Raw genomic sequence first — 16491 nt, 5'->3', positions numbered from 1 at the left:
TTCGGAGTCTAGAAAACATCGCTCTCGCTATCCCCTTGTATCTTAGAAGAAGTGGTCGATCGTGACACCCCGGTTCGGTAGCCCGCGCGATCGGATCGCGATTTCCCGTATCAGCGGGGAAACGGTGGGGTAAACTCGCGAAAAATCGTTTAAAATTGCTAAAAATTCCTTTTCTGTTTTTAAATTCCAGTGATCCCGGTTTCTATCCCGGATCGATCGTTTGTCCCCGAATCCCCTGGAAGATCTCCCATGAAAGTCGCTTGTTTCAGTACCAAAGGCTACGATCGCCAGTCTCTAGAGGCGGCTAACGTCCATTACGGGCATGAATTCACCTTCTTCGACGTTCAGCTTAATAAAGATACCGCTATCTTGGCCGAAGGTTATCCCGCGGTCTGTATCTTCGTCAACGATATCGCCGACGCGGCCGTATTGGAGATTCTCGCCAAACACGGAACCCGTCTCTTAACCTTGCGAGCGGCCGGGTATAATAACGTGGATTTACAACGCGCGACCGAACTAGGCATTAAAGTGGCGCGCGTCCCGGCCTATTCTCCCTACTCGGTCGCGGAACACGCGGTCGCGCTGGTGTTGACGCTCAACCGGAAAATCCATAAAGCCTATAACCGGGTACGGGACGATAATTTTTCGCTAGAGGGTTTGCTCGGATTCGATCTCTACGGTCGTACCGTGGGCGTGGTCGGAACGGGTAAGATCGGGACGGTATTCGCCAATATTATGCGCGGGTTCGGTTGTTCCCTGTTGGGATACGATGCCTATCCGAACGATCGATTCACGGCGATCGAGACCGCGAAATACGTCGATCTGCCCGAACTTCTCGCCAATTCCGATATTATCTCGCTCCATTGTCCCCTTCTCCCTAGCACCCATTATTTAATCAACGCGGAAACGATCTCGCGAATGAAACCGGGGGTAATGCTGATTAATACCAGTCGCGGCGCGTTAATCGATACGGTCGCGGCGATCGAGGGCATTAAGTCGGGAAAAATCGGCTATTTAGGCATCGATGTCTACGAGAAGGAAGACGATCTATTTTTTGAAGATCTCTCGGACACGATCATTCAGGATGACACGTTCCAATTATTACAATCGTTTTCCAACGTGATCGTCACCGCGCATCAGGGATTTTTTACCCGCGAGGCACTGGAAGCGATCGCCACCACGACGCTAACCAATATCACCGATTTTGAAAAGGGGGAACCGTTACACAACGAGGTGATCTATCATCCCCACGGGTAGCGATTAGCCTATAAATATCTTTTACCGGCTATATCGATCGGTGGCGATCAGACTTCTCGCGGAATTCCTTTTCGATTCTCTAAAAAATCAAGAATTAGTGTGATTTACAAGCTTTTCGGTGGATTACGCTTCGCTAATCCACCCTACAGGTTTCTGCCTCCTCCTGACGGTCGCGAGCCGGTCGTGTTACGATCGAACTTGTCCCGATCGCTCCTTACCCTTCATGTTGACCCGCATTCCCGTTACCCTTCCCGATCGATCCTACGACATCCTTATCGAGTCGGGAGGTCTGGCCGAACTCGGTACGAGAATGGGTTCGCTCAAGTTGGGAAAAAAGGTTCTTCTCGTTTCCAATCCCGATATTTTCGATTATTACGGCAAAATCGCCCTCTATTCCCTAGAAAAAGCGGGTTTCGACGTTTCCTATCATTTAATCCCCGCGGGAGAGAATTATAAAACCCTGGAATCGATCGAACGGATCTACGATACCGCGCTCGATCGCCGTCTGGAGCGCTCCTCGACGATGGTAGCGCTGGGAGGGGGCGTGATCGGCGATATGACCGGATTCGCGGCCGCCACCTGGTTACGGGGAATCCATTTCGTTCAGGTTCCCACCAGTTTACTCGCGATGGTGGACGCTTCGATCGGCGGGAAAACGGGAGTCAATCACCCGCGCGGCAAAAATCTGATCGGCGCTTTCTATCAACCGCGACTCGTTCTCATCGACCCCGCGGTACTAAAAACGCTACCGGAACGGGAATTCCGCGCGGGAATGGCGGAAGTGATTAAATACGGCGTGATTCGCGACGCGGATCTGTTCGATCGCCTGGAAGCGGCCCCGAAACTCGATCGCTTTACCGATCTCGACAGAGAATTATTACAAACAATTATTACAAGATCTTGTCAAGCGAAGGCGGATGTGGTAAGTGAGGACGAAAAAGAATCGGGATTGCGGGCGATTTTAAACTACGGTCACACGATCGCCCACGCGATCGAGAGTCTGACCGGCTATAGCGCGATCAATCACGGCGAGGCGGTAGGGATGGGCATGGTCGCGGCGGGAGCGATCGCCGTCCGACTGGGACTGTGGACGGAGGAGGAGGCGCGAAGACAGAACGCCCTGATCCGTAAAGCCGGACTGGAAACCCGTATCCCCCCGCTCGATGTCGGGGAAGTGCTAGACACGTTAACCACCGATAAAAAGGTAAAAGCGGGCAAAGTTCGTTTTATTCTGCCCACCTCGATCGGTACGGTCGAGATCACGGACCGGGTAACGCCCGATCTCGTCCGGGAAGTGTTAGCCGAAACCGGGAAGTAGGCGTTTTTTCAGTTGGGCGATCGCCCATTCGGTAACGTCGCGGTAGCGTAATTCCCCGGCGAGAATCCGTCCCATCAACTGCCCGGAGACCGGACGTTTGACCGCCACTTTATAGGCGATCTGGGGGAATTGGTAGAACATTCCCGCTAATTTACCCGCGAGTGCCATATCCTCGCCCCATTCCTCTCGAATAATCTGGCTATAACGGGCGAGTGCCTGAGTGTCTCCGGCGAGGGCGCGATCGATCGCCTCCGCGGCTTTCACTCCCGTCAGGATCGACGGACGCACTCCCTCGCCGATCAGCGGATCGACGATTCCCGCCGCCTCTCCCGCGATCAGGGCGTTTTTCGCGTGTAGGGTCGCGTTATCTTTCCACAACAGCAGGGGATACTCGGTGTAACGATATTCTGCCGTATTCAAGCCCGATCGAGCGGCATAATCTAACAGTTGTTTTTTCAACTCCTCGGACTTGATTTTTCCCTTGAAACAGCCGCCGCTAATAGTGTAGCCGTCGGGTTTGGGAAAGGTCCAGATATAGCCGTTTTTCAGGGAACCGAAGTCGAATTCGGCGGTACGCAGTCGATCGCCGCTGACGGGGGTAGTGATTTCTAAAGTCGCCCCCAGCGCCTCCGATTTGAGATTCAATCCCAGCCACCGGGCCGCGTTTCCCGTCACCCCGTCGGCCGCGATCAGATATTTTCCCGAGAAAGTCTCGCCGGCGGTTTTGACCTCCCAACGATCGCCGCGGAAATCGATTCCCGTGACCTCGGTTTTGTCTTTAATCGTCGCGCCCGCCTCGATCGCGCGCTGACAGAGAAAATCATCGAAACGATCCCGTCGGACCATCCACATCGGCTCGGCTACCGTTAAATCGGTCGTCACGGGGTCGCCCTGTTTCCAGGTAAAGCGAACTCGCGTGACCGTATTCTCGACAGCCGGGGTAAAGTCAAAATCGAACCATTTGCCGATCGCCGGGGAAACCCCACCCCCGCAGGGTTTATAGCGGGGGAATCCCGTCTTATCGAGGACGAGAACCGATCGTCCCTTCTTGGCGAGGTGATAACCCGCCGCCGCGCCCGCCGGGCCGGCACCGATAATAATACAGTCAAACATTCGGGTTCGCTATGGCAGAAAACGACAAGGTATTATAGACGATCCCCGGTGACTTATCCGACTAATCCGCCATTTTCTCTCGAAAAAAATCGCCCCCGATCACCGACGATCGAGGGCGGAAAAAGGTGTTATCGCGAGCCTATTCGTGTAAGGCGAGATCTCGCGATTCTTTTTTCAGAAGTTCCACTAGATTCTCGTCCCCGTTTTCTTGGGCGATCTGTAAACGACGTTCCAGACGACGGCGAATGTTGTCGAGATGGACGGTGGATAGCCATTCCCGCTCGATCGAGACCGGTCGAGTGGCCGGGAGAGGACAGGCGAGTTTCGGCACTTCCACGCCCTCGCCGGCCACCACGGGACGGGTACTATAACTCACCCCGCGATACTGCCGGTATATTTTCGGTTCTAACTGGGGAATATGTCGGGGATAACGATATTTCCAGTCATTTCCACGATACTTACCCGCGTTCTCTCCTTCTAGCATTTCTAGAGGGGTAGAATCCCGTTCGTAAGTTACCCCTCGATAAGTCATTCGCATATCACCCAACTCCCTGCAATAATTTAAAGTCGTTATTCACTCGATCTAGCTCCCGCTCTCTTCCCGTCCGGCGATCGCCCGAAGACAGAAGACAGTTGCGAAAATCAGAATTTTATTCTGTATCTATTTTTACATTTTCTTCCCTCGTTCGGGAAACATTTATAAAAATTTAAAGTTAGGACGGGTGAGGACATCGGGAGATGAGAGGGGAAGAGGAAGGGGTGAAAAGTAGTCTTTCCCCTTTTCCCTTTCCCCTCTTTCCCTTTCTCTTGTCCCGAAAACTTCCTCGCCTTTCTCTAGCCGCACTCATCCATTAGGTGACGATCGTTTCTTTATCGGGGTACTTCGGCCCGTCCGGCGTGTCGGAGTCGAGCCGCTCGATCGACAGTCGCGGACTGACATCATCGGGAATGAGACGAATTTGAATCCGCGGGCCGGAACTCGCTAAACGGATAACCATACCATCGACGACCGGCACTTTCGAGATGGCCTTACCATTCATGAAAGTTCCGTTGGCCCCCAGACTCTCTAACTCCCATTCCGAATCACCGCGACGGATCTCTACGTGTCGTCTGGAGACAACGGCGCTATAGAGAACCACGTTATTATCCGTCGCTCGCCCGATCCGAATTACCGATTCTTCGTCAAATGTCCAGTGTTGTAGGGGGGTCGCTTGATTGGGATGCAAGAGCGTTAACGTGATCACGGCTACCTCGATCGTCTTGAGAGTATCGGGTTCGATCGACCCCACTCGATCGGGGGGACTTCTTTACTTATTTAATCCTATTCCGTAAGGATATGGAAATCGAGGAGAGGAGCGGGGAGATGGGGAGATAGGAAGATGGGGAGTGGGGGGATGGGGAGAATGGGGGGATGGGGAGACGGGGAGGGCCGGGAAGATGGGGAAATCATCAAAATTCTGAATATATTAAGTAAGGAATCGCTATTTTCTCCCTCACCTCCGGTTTCTCCCTTACCCCCCATCCCCGACACCTACCGTTTAGAGGATACCCGCGTTCGCGAGGCCCAATACCAGGCCCGCGCCGAGAATATGCCCGAAACTCATCGTCGCTAACAGTTCGGGAAGACCGAAGCTTTTCCGCGAGGCCAGTTGGGGAACGGGTAAACTCGGGCCCGTACCGGGGTTCTGGATAGCGAAGTAACCGATCGCGATCGCCACGAGATTGGCGAGAATCATGACGAGAGCGACGGAAAAATTCCAGGGGGTGGTTTGGGCGACCGCGAACAGTACGGATGAGTGCATCATAATTAACTCCCTTCTTGATAAGCTTTTATAAACACAAGGCATTATAGAAACCTCCCGACCTCGATCGAGGGTTTGTTTTGAATACTTAACAGTTCTTGTAACGTTTCGCGAACGGATCTCTTCTATGCGGGTTAAAATTTGCGGCATCACTCGCCCCGAGCAGGGAATGGCGATCGCCGATCTCGGGGCGACCGCGCTGGGATTTATTCTCGCTCCCTCTTCCCCCCGGTACGTGACTCCCGAATCGATCGCCTCGATCGTGACCGCCATTTCCCGCCCCATACACTATATCGGCGTTTTTGTCAATGAAGATCCGGGCGAAATTCGCAAAACGGTCACGCGGGCCGGATTGACGGGGGTACAGTTACACGGGGAAGAATCTCCCGATTTTTGCGCCCGTTTGCGGGATTTACTGCCGGGTATCGAGATTTTGAAGGCTTTGCGGGTTAAGGACGGGGAAACGTTAGAGAGGGCCCGCGGGTACTTCGATCGGGTGGATACCCTGCTCTTCGATGCCTATCACCCGAGTTTACACGGGGGGACGGGAAAAACGCTCGATTGGGAATCGATCGCCCGATTTAGTCCGCCGATCCCCTGGTTTCTCGCCGGGGGACTGACTCCCGATAATCTGACCGACGCGTTAACCCGTCTGTCCCCGAACGGGATCGATCTCTCTAGCGGGGTCGAGCGATCGCCGGGGGATAAAGACCTGGAAAAAGTCGCCCTCCTGTTCGATCGACTGCGACAGATAAGGAAAAGCTCGGTAAGCTAACCGGTTTCCCCGGCCGATCCGCTCGGACGCTATGCTACTTTTTCCGGCGTTCGCGGGAAAGATATTAACGTAGTCTCTGAGATTGAGCGGTCACATGGCTACGCTTGTGTAAAGAGTAGCCATTTCCTTTTTTTACCCCCCCTACAAAGGTTCAGTTAACCTCACCCCGGAAAATTCCCGCGGACGCGTAGCATGGAAATAATGTCACTTGAGCGGGACTAGGCGCGCCTCCCGATCTTGTTACAATAGTTTACAAAGTCCCCGTCCCCCAGATTTCCCATGCCCGAACTGATCATTTCCGAAGCGATCGAGATTTCCCCGGCGATTACCGACGACGTTCAACCCCTGCATATTCCCGAGGAACATATCGAGGATATCGGCCCCGTGGACGATAGCGCGCCCGAGAGTTGGCGGTACAATCCGGTAGCGATCGAGGAATACTATCGGCAACGTCCTTTCGCGGTCTTGGGAAGGATGATCGCCATCGCCCTACCGGTTCTTTCCTTCACGCTGGGGTTATGGTGGGATAAACTGCTGGGCAAATCGCCGAAAAACGAGATCCGACGCGCCGTACAACTGCGGGAACTGTTAACGGGACTGGGGCCGACCTACATTAAAATCGGTCAGGCGCTGTCCACCCGTCCGGATCTCGTTCCCCCCCTGTATTTAAACGAATTAACCACCTTACAGGATCAGATCCCCTCTTTCCCCAACGAGATCGCCTACCGCTTTATCGAGGAGGAATTAGGCTATTCTCCCGAGGAAATTTACGCGGAACTCTCTCCCGATCCGATCGCCGCCGCGTCTTTGGGACAGGTATATAAGGGAAAATTGAAAACGGGGGAAAAGGTCGCCGTTAAGGTTCAGCGTCCCGATCTGATCCGTCGGATCACGCTAGATGTCTATCTGATGCGACGTTTGGCGCTGTGGGTACAGAAGAATGTCAAACGGGTTCGATCGGATCTGGTCGCTATCACCGACGAACTCGCCGGCCGCATTTTCGAGGAAATTAATTACTGTCACGAGGGACAGAACGCGGAGAAATTCGCGAAACTATACGGACATATCCCCGAAATCTACATCCCGAAAATTTATTGGCAATACACGGGACGGCGCGTGTTAACGATGGAGTGGGTAGAGGGGACGAAATTAACCAATATTCAGGAAATTCAAGCGAAGGGAATCGACGCTACCCATCTCGTCGATGTGGGGGTACAGTGTTCCCTGCGTCAACTTCTCGAACACGGCTTTTTTCATGCCGATCCTCATCCCGGTAATCTGTTGGCGACTCCCGACGGGAAGTTAGCCTATCTCGATTTCGGGATGATGAGTAATATTCAACCCTATCAACGCTACGGCTTGATCGAGGCGGTAGTGCATTTGGTAAACCGCGATTTCGAGGCTTTAGCGCGGGATTACGTGAAATTAGACTTTTTAACGCCGACCACGGATTTGGCGCCGATCGTTCCCGCGTTCGCGGAGGTTTTCGGCAACGCGTTAGGGGCGAGCGTGGCGGAGTTAAACTTTAAGAGCATCACCGATAAAATGTCGGAGATGATGTACGAGTTTCCGTTCCGAGTTCCGGCGTATTACGCGTTGATCATTCGATCGATGGTAACGTTGGAGGGGATAGCGATCGGTATCGACCCCCATTTCAAGGTTCTCAGCAAAGCCTATCCCTATATCGCCAAACGTCTGTTAACCGATTCCTCTCCCGAATTACGGACATCGTTAAAGGATCTGTTGTTTAAAGACGGTAGTTTCCGTTGGAATCGGTTAGAGAATCTCTTACGGAACGCGAAAGATTCTAGCGATTACAACTTCGATACGGTACTGGATCAGGGGATCGATTTTCTCTTTTCCGATCGAGGTATATTTATCCGCGAGAAGTTAGTCAATGAATTAGTCAACGCGCTCGATAGTTTCGGTCGTCGGACATGGTTTAACCTTACCGGAACCCTACGGGAACAGGTGGGACTCGCGGTACAGGAAACCCCCGCGGAATTCCGCGAGGATGCGAAAACAATGGAACATCTCCGCAATATTTGGGGCATCCTGCAACAAACGCGGGGATTCGATTCGACGCGGGTGATCACCGCGACCGCGAAATTAATCGTTAAACCGGAAACCCATCTAATGGGACAACAGATCGCGGAGGGATTGGCCCAGAAAGCGATCGCGCGTTTCATCCGTTATCTAGTTCTGGAGTTAGACGCGCCGAAACCGGTAGAGATTATCGAAGAATCGAGAGCGTTACCCTCGGGGATTCGGTAATAATATCACTCTGAATCGCGCGCTTTTCGGGTCAAAATTAAGGCGAATATTATGGCTGAGAAGGGGGCGATCGATCGATCTTCCCCCGATTAACAACCGTGAGCGCGGGTTTTTGACTGCTGGTACACGGAGAAATAGCGATCGATAAACGTCTTCCATCTGCCAGCGTATCGTCTCTAAAAAAAGTAATTTTCAGGGTGTGTATGTTGCGTTCACTTGGCTACTTTATTAGCCCTAAGTAAAATTTAGCCTTTCGAGTAATTCATTAAATTGTAAATATCTTTCCCCATCAATTTTTAGCGGTTCATTTGGTCGATCATAAAATTTTTTTGATTCTGACCTTTTACCACGGCTTTTCTGTCGAGAGGTTGTTGTTTTTTGAATTGGAATACGGCCAATACTAACGAAACGAGTTTGATAATTCCCCAGAAAACTATCTCTGTTCCAAAATGCCTTACCAATTTTCTGACAATAATCGATGAGACATCTCGCACCGGTGAGTTGCAGACTAATATCTTTAAGGTTTCCTTTATTTCTCTTCATTTCAATACAAACAATTATTTTGCCGATGCCAGTATCGCTTATAATAACGAAATCTGCGAGTTTACACTCTCCTTTCGAGCCTTGAAAAATTTCTCTGGGTCTTTTGAAAGACTCTACCTTGATCACGATAGTATTTTCCGGGAGATCCGCGATCGTTACAGAATAATCAGATTGCGGTTCTTTGAGTGTTACCGAGTATTTTGAATGGGTTCCTTCCTGTTGAAGTTCCAGTTTTTCCTTGGCGGCATCCTTGAGCATCTCTTGTAGAATATCGATATCAGACATCAATCCTCACCCCAGACGATTTCACTCTGAATACGGTTCATAGTTTCGATCGTTTTATCAAAACTACTTACTTCAATCCCTAATTCTGGATCGATCTTGGCCTGGACAAGGGTTAGAACTTTCGTTTTTCGTGTCTTCCCTTCTAATTTTACCGGTGCCTCTTCCGCGACATAAACTTTAACTTTATCCGCGGAGAGTAATTCCTCCGCGCGATAGCCTTCTCGTTCGGCGATTCTTTTCAGATGGGGTTTATCATGATTGAGCATGATTAGGGTATTTAGCTCTTTGATAATATAATCACTATGGGTAGTGATAAAAACTTTAATGCCGATGTTAACTAGACGAGCGAAAAGTCTAGCCATGCGACGCTGATTTTCCGGGTGTAAATTTAATTCTGGTTCATCTACTATTAATAGATCTCCCAGTCGCGCTTCATGTCTTAAATAAAATCCGATATCCAGAAGTGAACGCACGGCACTAGAACTTTCACCCATAGAAAGTTTTATTTTTTTTCCTTTTGGTATATAATGAATTTCGTCATCGCGAGTAACCGTGTATTCTCCGCCAATTATATCGGTAAAGTCGTTCAGAATGTCAGGGTATTTCTCGTGAATTATACTATTTTTTTTAGCAATAGTTTCTAATTTTCTAGTAAAGTCTACATTTTTTTCGATCGGCAACGCGTAATCATTATATTCTTTAAAAAAAAGTTCCATCGGATCGAACTCTTTCTCGACTTTCGCCATCTCTTTCAGGAGTCGATTACGAGCGAAATCTAGCTCTTTACGAAAAATTACGGCACCGGTTCGCTCCACGCTGGCAATAAAAGGACGGGGAAAAAATCGAGTAAAAATAATATCTTTTAGAGCTTCAGAGATAATTGTTTTAAGAAGTTCATCGGGGATTTTTGTCTTTTCTTTTTCTTCTAAAAAAGTAACAATAATGTCGGTACTTTTTTGATTTTTGATAATGGAAAATACTTCCATGTCTCTTGTGCTTAAAGTCCGATCGAAAGTTTCGGGTAATTGAATTTCCGAGGTATCTAACACTACTTGAAAATCGGTATCTTTAAAATATTCAGCCGATGAAGCTAAAATTTTTTCTGGTAATTGCAGGATATATTCTTGACAACCTTGAGCGACGATCCGATCGAGATTTTTGACGTATTCTTGTATATCTAAGCGGATCACGCCTTCTGCCAGCAATTCTCTGATTTTATCCTCATCGATTTTGATTGATACAAAGCGCCGCCAAGTAGATAAAAAGCCAAATAAGGCGTAAGTGGCATAGGTTTTTCCCGTGTTATTACCACCGCAAATAATGGTTAGGTCGCCGAGAGAAAATTCGGCTTGTTTGATAGGCCCCAGATTTTTGATTTTAATTTTCATCAATAGATTCCTTTAGCGATCGCCTCTAGGATGACTCTCCATCCCTGTCTTAGCTTAACAAGTTTCCTCGCGGAAGAGATCGCGCCGGAGAGTTAACCTTTTACCCGTTCCTACAGAGATTTAGATCTCCGATCGCTCGCCGAGCTTCCTGTAGAGGATTCCGCGCGCGGGGCGATCGACACACCCTACCGCTCGCCATTATCGTCCCAATCGATTCGGAATGCCCTCGCATCCTCCCGGAATGGTGGCGCGGGTTTTTTCGCCCCCCCACTGGCAACAGTAACAGCGCTGTTCCTCGCTCATATTTTTCACCCCGGAGAAATTGGCGTTTTCTACCACCGCGCCGGTACACGCTCCCGTCTCGAAATCCGGGGGGATGGTACGACTGCGGGGACTGGCATTTTCTACCGAACCGTAGAAAAAACGCGCCCCCTTAATATCCGCTCCTTTTAAATTGGCCTCGTAAAGAATCGTCCTGGATAGATTCGCTTTGACGAGATCCCCGTAACTCAAATCGGCGCGCACCATATTGGCATCACTAAGATCCGTCCAGCGTAAATCCTGCCCCGACAGATCCGCGCCGGCTAACATGACTCCCAATTGCACTACCCGCACTCCCGCCATCCGATCTTCCGCGTATCCTCCCTCCCCGTTGAGAATCGGTCTTCCGAGATAGCGATCGCGTTTGATGGGCGTTAGTAACTTGGATTGGCTTAAAAATCGGAGGATTTTCGCCTTTCCCGCCGCGTCCACGCTACTGAGGATCGAGGCCGTGCGTCCCTCGGCGATCGCTCTTTCCTGGGGCCAATCTTCTAAAAATCCCTCGTCATCGAGCGCGAGGTCGGAGATTCCCTGAAAATAGGCATCGATCGTCTGTTGTTGGGTGATCCGGTTCTGCTGGATGGTGAGATCTTTGGAAATCACGTACTGTTGCCAGGCGACGTATACCGCTAACACGGCGATCATGATCTGTCCCAAGGCCCCCACCCATTCCGCCCAAGATCCGAATTCATCGTATTTAAAAGTTTCTAACCATAGGAGGATGCGACGGTACACCCCGAAATATTTCGCGAGTCCGGCGATCGAGATCAGGAGGACGGCAAAGCCGAACGCGCTCCTTCGTTCCGAGGGGGTAAGAAAACGGGTGAGCCAAGAGACGATCGAGGGTAAAACGATCTGTAAAGACAGTAAGAGGGCGACTAACGCCCCGGAAAACCCCAACCAATCGATCCCGAATCGCAGTCCGGCGAACATTATCCCTAACGCGACGAGTAAGATCCACGGGCTGGTCGTTTGAATTTCCTGTAACGTCAGAAGCCGGCGCCGGACGGGATCGCGCGACGATAACGAGGAAATATAATCGCTCGAAGCCGGGGCGAGATCGCTATCGCGGGAATTCCGTTTTCCGTTGAATTCCTCGCGGGTATCGGCATTCTCGATCGAGGGGAGAATTTCCGGTTCGGGTCGATCGCTCATGTAGGTATCGGGGAATCGGGGCTATTAGCTTTCAGCTATCAGCTTTCAGCGTTTAGATTACAGTTTATCGGGATTTGAGCCTCGGGGGACGAATGTTGAGCCTCGGAGGACGAATGTTGAACTTCGGGGGACGAATGTTGAGCCTCGGGGGACGAATGTTGAGCCTCGGGGGCCTCGGGGGACGAATGTTGAGCCTCGGAGGACGAGCGTTGAGCCTCGGAGGACGAATGTTAAACTTGGAAGGTTATTTGTTTACGGCTGACGGCTGGCCGCTATTCGGCGCGTTGTTGGCCGGAGGGTTCGCGGGGGGTTTCGGGGTGGCTAGGGTTTTAATATCCTCGCGGTATTGAACGGGGGCGCGGGCTAGGGCTTCTTGAAAGAGGGGTTGCGCTTCGGCGGTTTTGCCCTGTTCGCGGAGAACGATCGCTTTACCGAGGAGCGGCCGGAAGTCGTTTTTATCGAGTTCCCCGGCCCGATCGTACACTTGGATCGCCTCCGTGTAGTCCTTGCGATCGAAATAAAGTTTTCCGAGTAATAATTCCACGGAAACCACATCGATCGCGCCCGCGGGATCGTCGGGATTGGCGGTCGCTCTCCGGGCCCGATCGAGGGTATCCTTGATGACGCTAATCGCCTCGATCGAACGATTCTGACTCGTTAACAGACCGGTAAATCCCTGTAACGCCCGCGTATCTCCCGGATCGGAAGCCAATAGCGCGCGATAATCGCCGATCGCTCCCTCGTAGTCTCCCACCTGTTGTTTCGCCTGTGCCAACAGCAGAAGGTAATCGCTAGTACGCGGGTTCAGACGGGCTAACTTTTCCAGGGGTTCGATCGCTTTTCGCAGATCGCCCTGTTGTAATCTCGTCTCTAGTAATCCCCGGAGGGCGTTCGGATTATCCGGCTCGCGTTCGAGGACCATTTGATAGCCGGTCGCCCGACTCTCTAACTCCTGCTGTAGAGCGGCGGAAACGGAAACACCGCTCTCGGAACGGGTGGTCTGGAGAATCGATGTCAGCAGGGGCATCATCGAGAAAGATACCAGCGCGAACAACATTACGATCAGACCGACGGATAACCAGCGACGGCTGGAAGAATAAGCTTTCATAGACGGGGGGAGAACACAGAGGCAGAAAAAACTCGATCGAGCGGGAACTCGGGAACAGATCGATCGGTTTCCCCGCTCTTTATTGAGTACAATGGGCAAACGGTCAACACTCGAAAGGGTTTTGACAGAATAGAAGCGTGAAAGATAATAGGATCGGAGGGTTCGATCGAGCGTTGCCTCGCTCGCCCTTCAGGGCTATTGTAACTTCCTCGATCGCTCTTTTGACCTATCATCGATCTGTTACATTAATTTACCGTGTGTCTCCGCCGCTAGGAGTGTGATATGAACCGTCCCGTGAATCGGTCTACCGAATCACCGAAAACCGAACCGATCTCCGAATCGGAAACTATGCCGATTCCCGTTGAATCCTCGATTCCCGAACCCCCCGTCCCGGACGAACCTGCCGTGGGATCGGAAACCGCCGACGAAGCCGAACGGAACCAACCGATCCCGCCCCCGAGCCATCCCCGTCAGTATCGGGCGATCGGCCTCGTCCAAGGAACCTACCAGCGATCGGAAGACCAATTAACCAAAGGTAATATTCTCACCGAGGATGGTACGCTCATCGATTCCGTGGTTTTGGGACGCGTGATCAGTTTGGTGAAAAACCATCTCGACCTGGAAAAACCCCACCTCTGGGTCGTTTACCCGCGCACCCGCCAGGAAAACGACGCGCTCCACGTCCAGATCGTCGGCGTGTGGGAACCGGAAACGCTCAAGAAAGACGAGGACATAAATCCCGGCCAGACGGTCCACGCGGGCTATTTTTCCATCCGCGGCGAGGTGATCTTTACCGAGCGGGACAGCCAATCGGTGATCGTGAAGATCCGGCAATCCCCGAAAGCGGAAGGCGAGAAACCGAAGTTTTTTAAACTCAAACTCAAAGGAACCCTACCCAGTAAGCCGGTCAGCCGTTTCTGGGATTTTCAGGTACAGCTAAAAGGCGACGCGCTCACCATTCGCGAGGGACTCGATCTCGGTTTCGCCAGCAAGAAAAAACCGATGCGAGGCGGTGGCTTTAAAAAACCCTTCGATAGAAATCGTCGTCCCCCTGGAGATAGATCTTACACGCCGAGACCGGACGGTGAAGCTCGATCGACCCCGGCCGGCCCCCCTCCTTTCCTGAAACCCGGCCGACCGAAACCCTTTACCGAGACTTGAGGTGATGGGTCGGGAGATAGGGGGATGGGGAGATGGGGAGATGGGGAGACGGGGGAGCGAAAGGATCAGATAGAACTATTGCCCTCCTAGCTCCTGCCTATTGCCTATTGCCTATTGCCTATTGCCTTTTATCTCCTGCCTCCTGACTCCTGACTCCTGCCTTCTAAGACCGCACTCCTAGGTTAAAGAAAATCGTTCCCCGACGGACGCTGTTCTCGCTACCCCGCGAACCGATCGTCAGGGAACGGAGATTATTAAAGAAAGGTTTGACCGCGAACTCTAATACTTGCACGATCGGGAGTTTCTCCTCGATCGCCGGTCGCGATTTTTGCCAATCGATATAGAAATAGCCGTCGTTATCCGTCGGTAAAGCCGAGATCGCCTGTTGGAATTTCTCGCTCTCCACTAAAGGCTTTCTGTCCGGGGATAACGCGCGCGATAGGGCCTCGATCGAACTGGCGATAATCTCGTAGTTATCGACGCGGGTACGCGCTCCCCGGACGATGGTATTTAAACTCGCTCTGCCGTCGGTGGCTTTCGTGGTGAGTTTCGTCCACGCGGTCACTTTAGTATCGAGCAGGGGAAGTTCGGCCACCGTGAAACCCTTGGCTCTGGCGAGATCGTCCAGACGCGCGATCGCCCCGTCCACGTCCACCCCGTCCACCCGTTCGGCCACGAAGATCCAATCGGGTTCGACCCCCGTGGAACCCGGCACGAGAGCCAGGCTATATTCGCCTTTAACCCAGCTAAAAACCTCTTCGGGCAAATTCACCCCTAACGGCTCTTGGACACGGGTTAAAAGCTGTCCTACAAGTTGTTGCAGGGGACTATCCGGTTCTAATCCCCCCTCGACTCCCTGCCAGAAGCGGTTTAGATCGGTACTCGCGGCCACCAGCAGACTATCCCCGTCGATAAACGATAACGCGCCCACCGGCCCGGACAGGAGCGGCGATCGATCTTCTCCCCCCGATACCCCGATTAACGCGGTCTCGGCGACCAATCCCCGCGATTTAATCGTGAACGCGGTGGCTAACCGTTGTACCGCTTCCGGCGTTTCGGGAACCGATCGGCCGGCGAGCCACGCGGAAAGAGTGGGAATATTGGTATAAACCACGCCGATACGCGGTTCGGTGATGGTTTTTAAGGCTTCCTGGTACGCGGGGCTATTCTGTAAATTCAGGTCGGGAACCTGCACGTTATTGACGGCCTCGCGCAGAACCTTGATATTGTTGGCGAAGAGGACTTTATTGCCGATGACCGCGCTGGCGAGGAAACGATTATTATTCACTTCGGTGAGCGGACGCTGATAGATCAGGTTCACCCCCTTATAGGGTTCAAAAACGAGGTCGAATTGACCGGAAACCGCCTGTTTCGAGTAGGAAGCTTGCAGGAATTCTTTGGCGCGCTCGCTATCTTCGGTCTCGATGACGAGGAGATAGCCGGGTTTAATCCCGTTGGCCGCGTCTCGATCGAAATCCAAAGACGTGACCGCTAGGGTGATCTCTTCCCCTAACCACGGTTGAATCTCTTTTTGATAGTTCAATCCCGTGTTCGCGAGTAGGCTTTTTTCTAGATCGCGGATCTCGCGGTGGGTGCGTCGTCGGTTCGCGGGGGTCGCGATCAGTTGGCTAAAGGATTCCAATCGTTCCGGGTTTACCAGCAGGGACACCATTAAAGGGGCCTGTTTGGACACGAACACCGCGGCCGCGGGTTCCCGGATTACCCCTCCCTTGAGGAGAGCGAGGGGACTATTCGAGAGTATCCACCCGAAACCGGCCGCGACGACTCCCAACAGGAGAAGAACGGTAATTCCTAAAACGGCAAAAAACGATCGCGACTTCACGACAATCCCCCGATTTTAACGCGCCATAGCCATTCTATGCCAAGAGATCGCCCGTCGTGTTACCCGCTACAATTCTACAGATTCTCGATCGATCCGGCGGGGATCGATCGCTCCGACGCTCGCGACGCGTTCCGGGTCGATCGATTTT

The 16491-nt window shown here is 52.0% G+C and carries 14 protein-coding genes; 5 read left to right on the top strand and 9 right to left on the bottom strand.

Translation table 11 applies throughout. The features are described from left to right. Window positions 1–249 precede the first annotated feature (249 nt). Window positions 250–1257 (top strand): 2-hydroxyacid dehydrogenase, encoded by a 1008-nt coding sequence (locus V0288_RS05695; protein ID WP_332864072.1) that lies wholly within the window; start codon window positions 250–252, stop codon window positions 1255–1257. Between the two features lie 223 nt (window positions 1258–1480). Beyond that, window positions 1481–2575: a 3-dehydroquinate synthase gene (gene aroB, locus V0288_RS05690; protein WP_332864071.1), complete on the top strand. Its 1095-nt coding sequence runs from the start codon at window positions 1481–1483 to the stop codon at window positions 2573–2575. On the opposite strand, the gene V0288_RS05685 is transcribed toward aroB, so the two are convergent. The 4 genes from V0288_RS05685 to psaK form a co-directional block, all read right to left on the bottom strand. After that, entirely contained in the window at window positions 2555–3688 is a 1134-nt protein-coding gene (locus V0288_RS05685; protein WP_332864070.1) for a geranylgeranyl reductase family protein, read from the bottom strand. The genes aroB and V0288_RS05685 overlap by 21 nt on opposite strands. 139 nt (window positions 3689–3827) lie before the next feature. Beyond that, a complete protein-coding gene (locus V0288_RS05680; protein ID WP_422661908.1) occupies window positions 3828–4226 on the bottom strand; it encodes a DUF4278 domain-containing protein in 399 nt (132 codons plus the stop codon). 313 nt (window positions 4227–4539) lie between these two features. Continuing rightward, window positions 4540–4932, bottom strand: a complete 393-nt coding sequence (locus V0288_RS05675) for an FHA domain-containing protein (protein ID WP_422661912.1) — start codon at window positions 4930–4932, stop codon at window positions 4540–4542. Window positions 4933–5226: 294 nt separating this feature from the next. Then, entirely contained in the window at window positions 5227–5490 is a 264-nt protein-coding gene (psaK, locus tag V0288_RS05670) for a photosystem I reaction center subunit PsaK (protein WP_332864105.1), read from the bottom strand. Between the two features lie 127 nt (window positions 5491–5617). Between psaK and V0288_RS05665 the strand changes: the two genes are divergently transcribed. Together V0288_RS05665 and V0288_RS05660 are read left to right on the top strand one after the other, a co-directional pair. Continuing rightward, a complete protein-coding gene (locus V0288_RS05665) occupies window positions 5618–6265 on the top strand; it encodes a phosphoribosylanthranilate isomerase (protein ID WP_332864067.1) in 648 nt (215 codons plus the stop codon). A gap of 279 nt (window positions 6266–6544) precedes the next feature. Further along, the gene (locus tag V0288_RS05660; RefSeq protein WP_332864066.1) at window positions 6545–8539 is read left to right on the top strand and encodes an ABC1 kinase family protein; all 1995 of its coding nucleotides are present in this window, start codon (window positions 6545–6547) and stop codon (window positions 8537–8539) included. A 234-nt stretch (window positions 8540–8773) separates the two neighbouring features. Here V0288_RS05660 and V0288_RS05655 read toward each other — a convergent pair whose 3' ends face one another. The 4 genes from V0288_RS05655 to V0288_RS05640 all read right to left on the bottom strand — a co-directional run bounded on the left by V0288_RS05655 (window position 8774) and on the right by V0288_RS05640 (window position 13339). Continuing rightward, window positions 8774–9367 (bottom strand): hypothetical protein, encoded by a 594-nt coding sequence (locus V0288_RS05655; RefSeq protein WP_332864065.1) that lies wholly within the window; start codon window positions 9365–9367, stop codon window positions 8774–8776. After that, the gene (locus V0288_RS05650) at window positions 9367–10755 is read right to left on the bottom strand and encodes an AAA family ATPase (protein ID WP_332864064.1); all 1389 of its coding nucleotides are present in this window, start codon (window positions 10753–10755) and stop codon (window positions 9367–9369) included. Before V0288_RS05650 ends, V0288_RS05655 begins: the two co-directional genes overlap by 1 nt. Before the next feature lie 198 nt (window positions 10756–10953). Beyond that, a complete protein-coding gene (locus V0288_RS05645) occupies window positions 10954–12231 on the bottom strand; it encodes a pentapeptide repeat-containing protein (RefSeq protein ID WP_332864063.1) in 1278 nt (425 codons plus the stop codon). A gap of 244 nt (window positions 12232–12475) precedes the next feature. Continuing rightward, on the bottom strand, window positions 12476–13339 hold the full coding sequence (locus V0288_RS05640; RefSeq protein ID WP_422661911.1) for a tetratricopeptide repeat protein: 864 nt from the start codon (window positions 13337–13339) through the stop codon (window positions 12476–12478). A 282-nt stretch (window positions 13340–13621) separates the two neighbouring features. Between V0288_RS05640 and V0288_RS05635 the strand changes: the two genes are divergently transcribed. Further along, entirely contained in the window at window positions 13622–14500 is an 879-nt protein-coding gene (locus tag V0288_RS05635) for a hypothetical protein (RefSeq protein WP_332864060.1), read from the top strand. Window positions 14501–14663: 163 nt separating this feature from the next. Here the strand turns inward: V0288_RS05635 and V0288_RS05630 are convergent, their stop codons facing one another. Then, window positions 14664–16343: a DUF3352 domain-containing protein gene (locus V0288_RS05630; protein ID WP_332864059.1), complete on the bottom strand. Its 1680-nt coding sequence runs from the start codon at window positions 16341–16343 to the stop codon at window positions 14664–14666. Between the last annotated feature and the right edge of the window lie 148 nt (window positions 16344–16491).

The sequence above is a fragment of the Pannus brasiliensis CCIBt3594 genome (genome assembly GCF_036688125.1).
Lineage (GTDB): Bacteria > Cyanobacteriota > Cyanobacteriia > Cyanobacteriales > Microcystaceae > Pannus > Pannus brasiliensis.
This window is presented reverse-complemented; position numbering and strand designations above follow the sequence as displayed.

Bases quoted from the DNA above. Each gene is read 5' to 3' on its own strand.
- V0288_RS05695 (WP_332864072.1), top strand. From the start codon at position 250: ATGAAAGTCGCTTGTTTCAGTACCAAAGGCTACGATCGCCAGTCTCTA.
- aroB (WP_332864071.1), top strand. From the start codon at position 1,481: ATGTTGACCCGCATTCCCGTTACCCTTCCCGATCGATCCTACGACATC.
- V0288_RS05685 (WP_332864070.1), bottom strand. From the start codon at position 3,688: ATGTTTGACTGTATTATTATCGGTGCCGGCCCGGCGGGCGCGGCGGCG.
- V0288_RS05680 (WP_422661908.1), bottom strand. From the start codon at position 4,226: ATGCGAATGACTTATCGAGGGGTAACTTACGAACGGGATTCTACCCCT.
- psaK (WP_332864105.1), bottom strand. From the start codon at position 5,490: ATGCACTCATCCGTACTGTTCGCGGTCGCCCAAACCACCCCCTGGAAT.
- V0288_RS05665 (WP_332864067.1), top strand. From the start codon at position 5,618: ATGCGGGTTAAAATTTGCGGCATCACTCGCCCCGAGCAGGGAATGGCG.
- V0288_RS05660 (WP_332864066.1), top strand. From the start codon at position 6,545: ATGCCCGAACTGATCATTTCCGAAGCGATCGAGATTTCCCCGGCGATT.
- V0288_RS05655 (WP_332864065.1), bottom strand. From the start codon at position 9,367: ATGTCTGATATCGATATTCTACAAGAGATGCTCAAGGATGCCGCCAAG.
- V0288_RS05650 (WP_332864064.1), bottom strand. From the start codon at position 10,755: ATGAAAATTAAAATCAAAAATCTGGGGCCTATCAAACAAGCCGAATTT.
- V0288_RS05645 (WP_332864063.1), bottom strand. From the start codon at position 12,231: ATGAGCGATCGACCCGAACCGGAAATTCTCCCCTCGATCGAGAATGCC.
- V0288_RS05640 (WP_422661911.1), bottom strand. From the start codon at position 13,339: ATGAAAGCTTATTCTTCCAGCCGTCGCTGGTTATCCGTCGGTCTGATC.
- V0288_RS05635 (WP_332864060.1), top strand. From the start codon at position 13,622: ATGAACCGTCCCGTGAATCGGTCTACCGAATCACCGAAAACCGAACCG.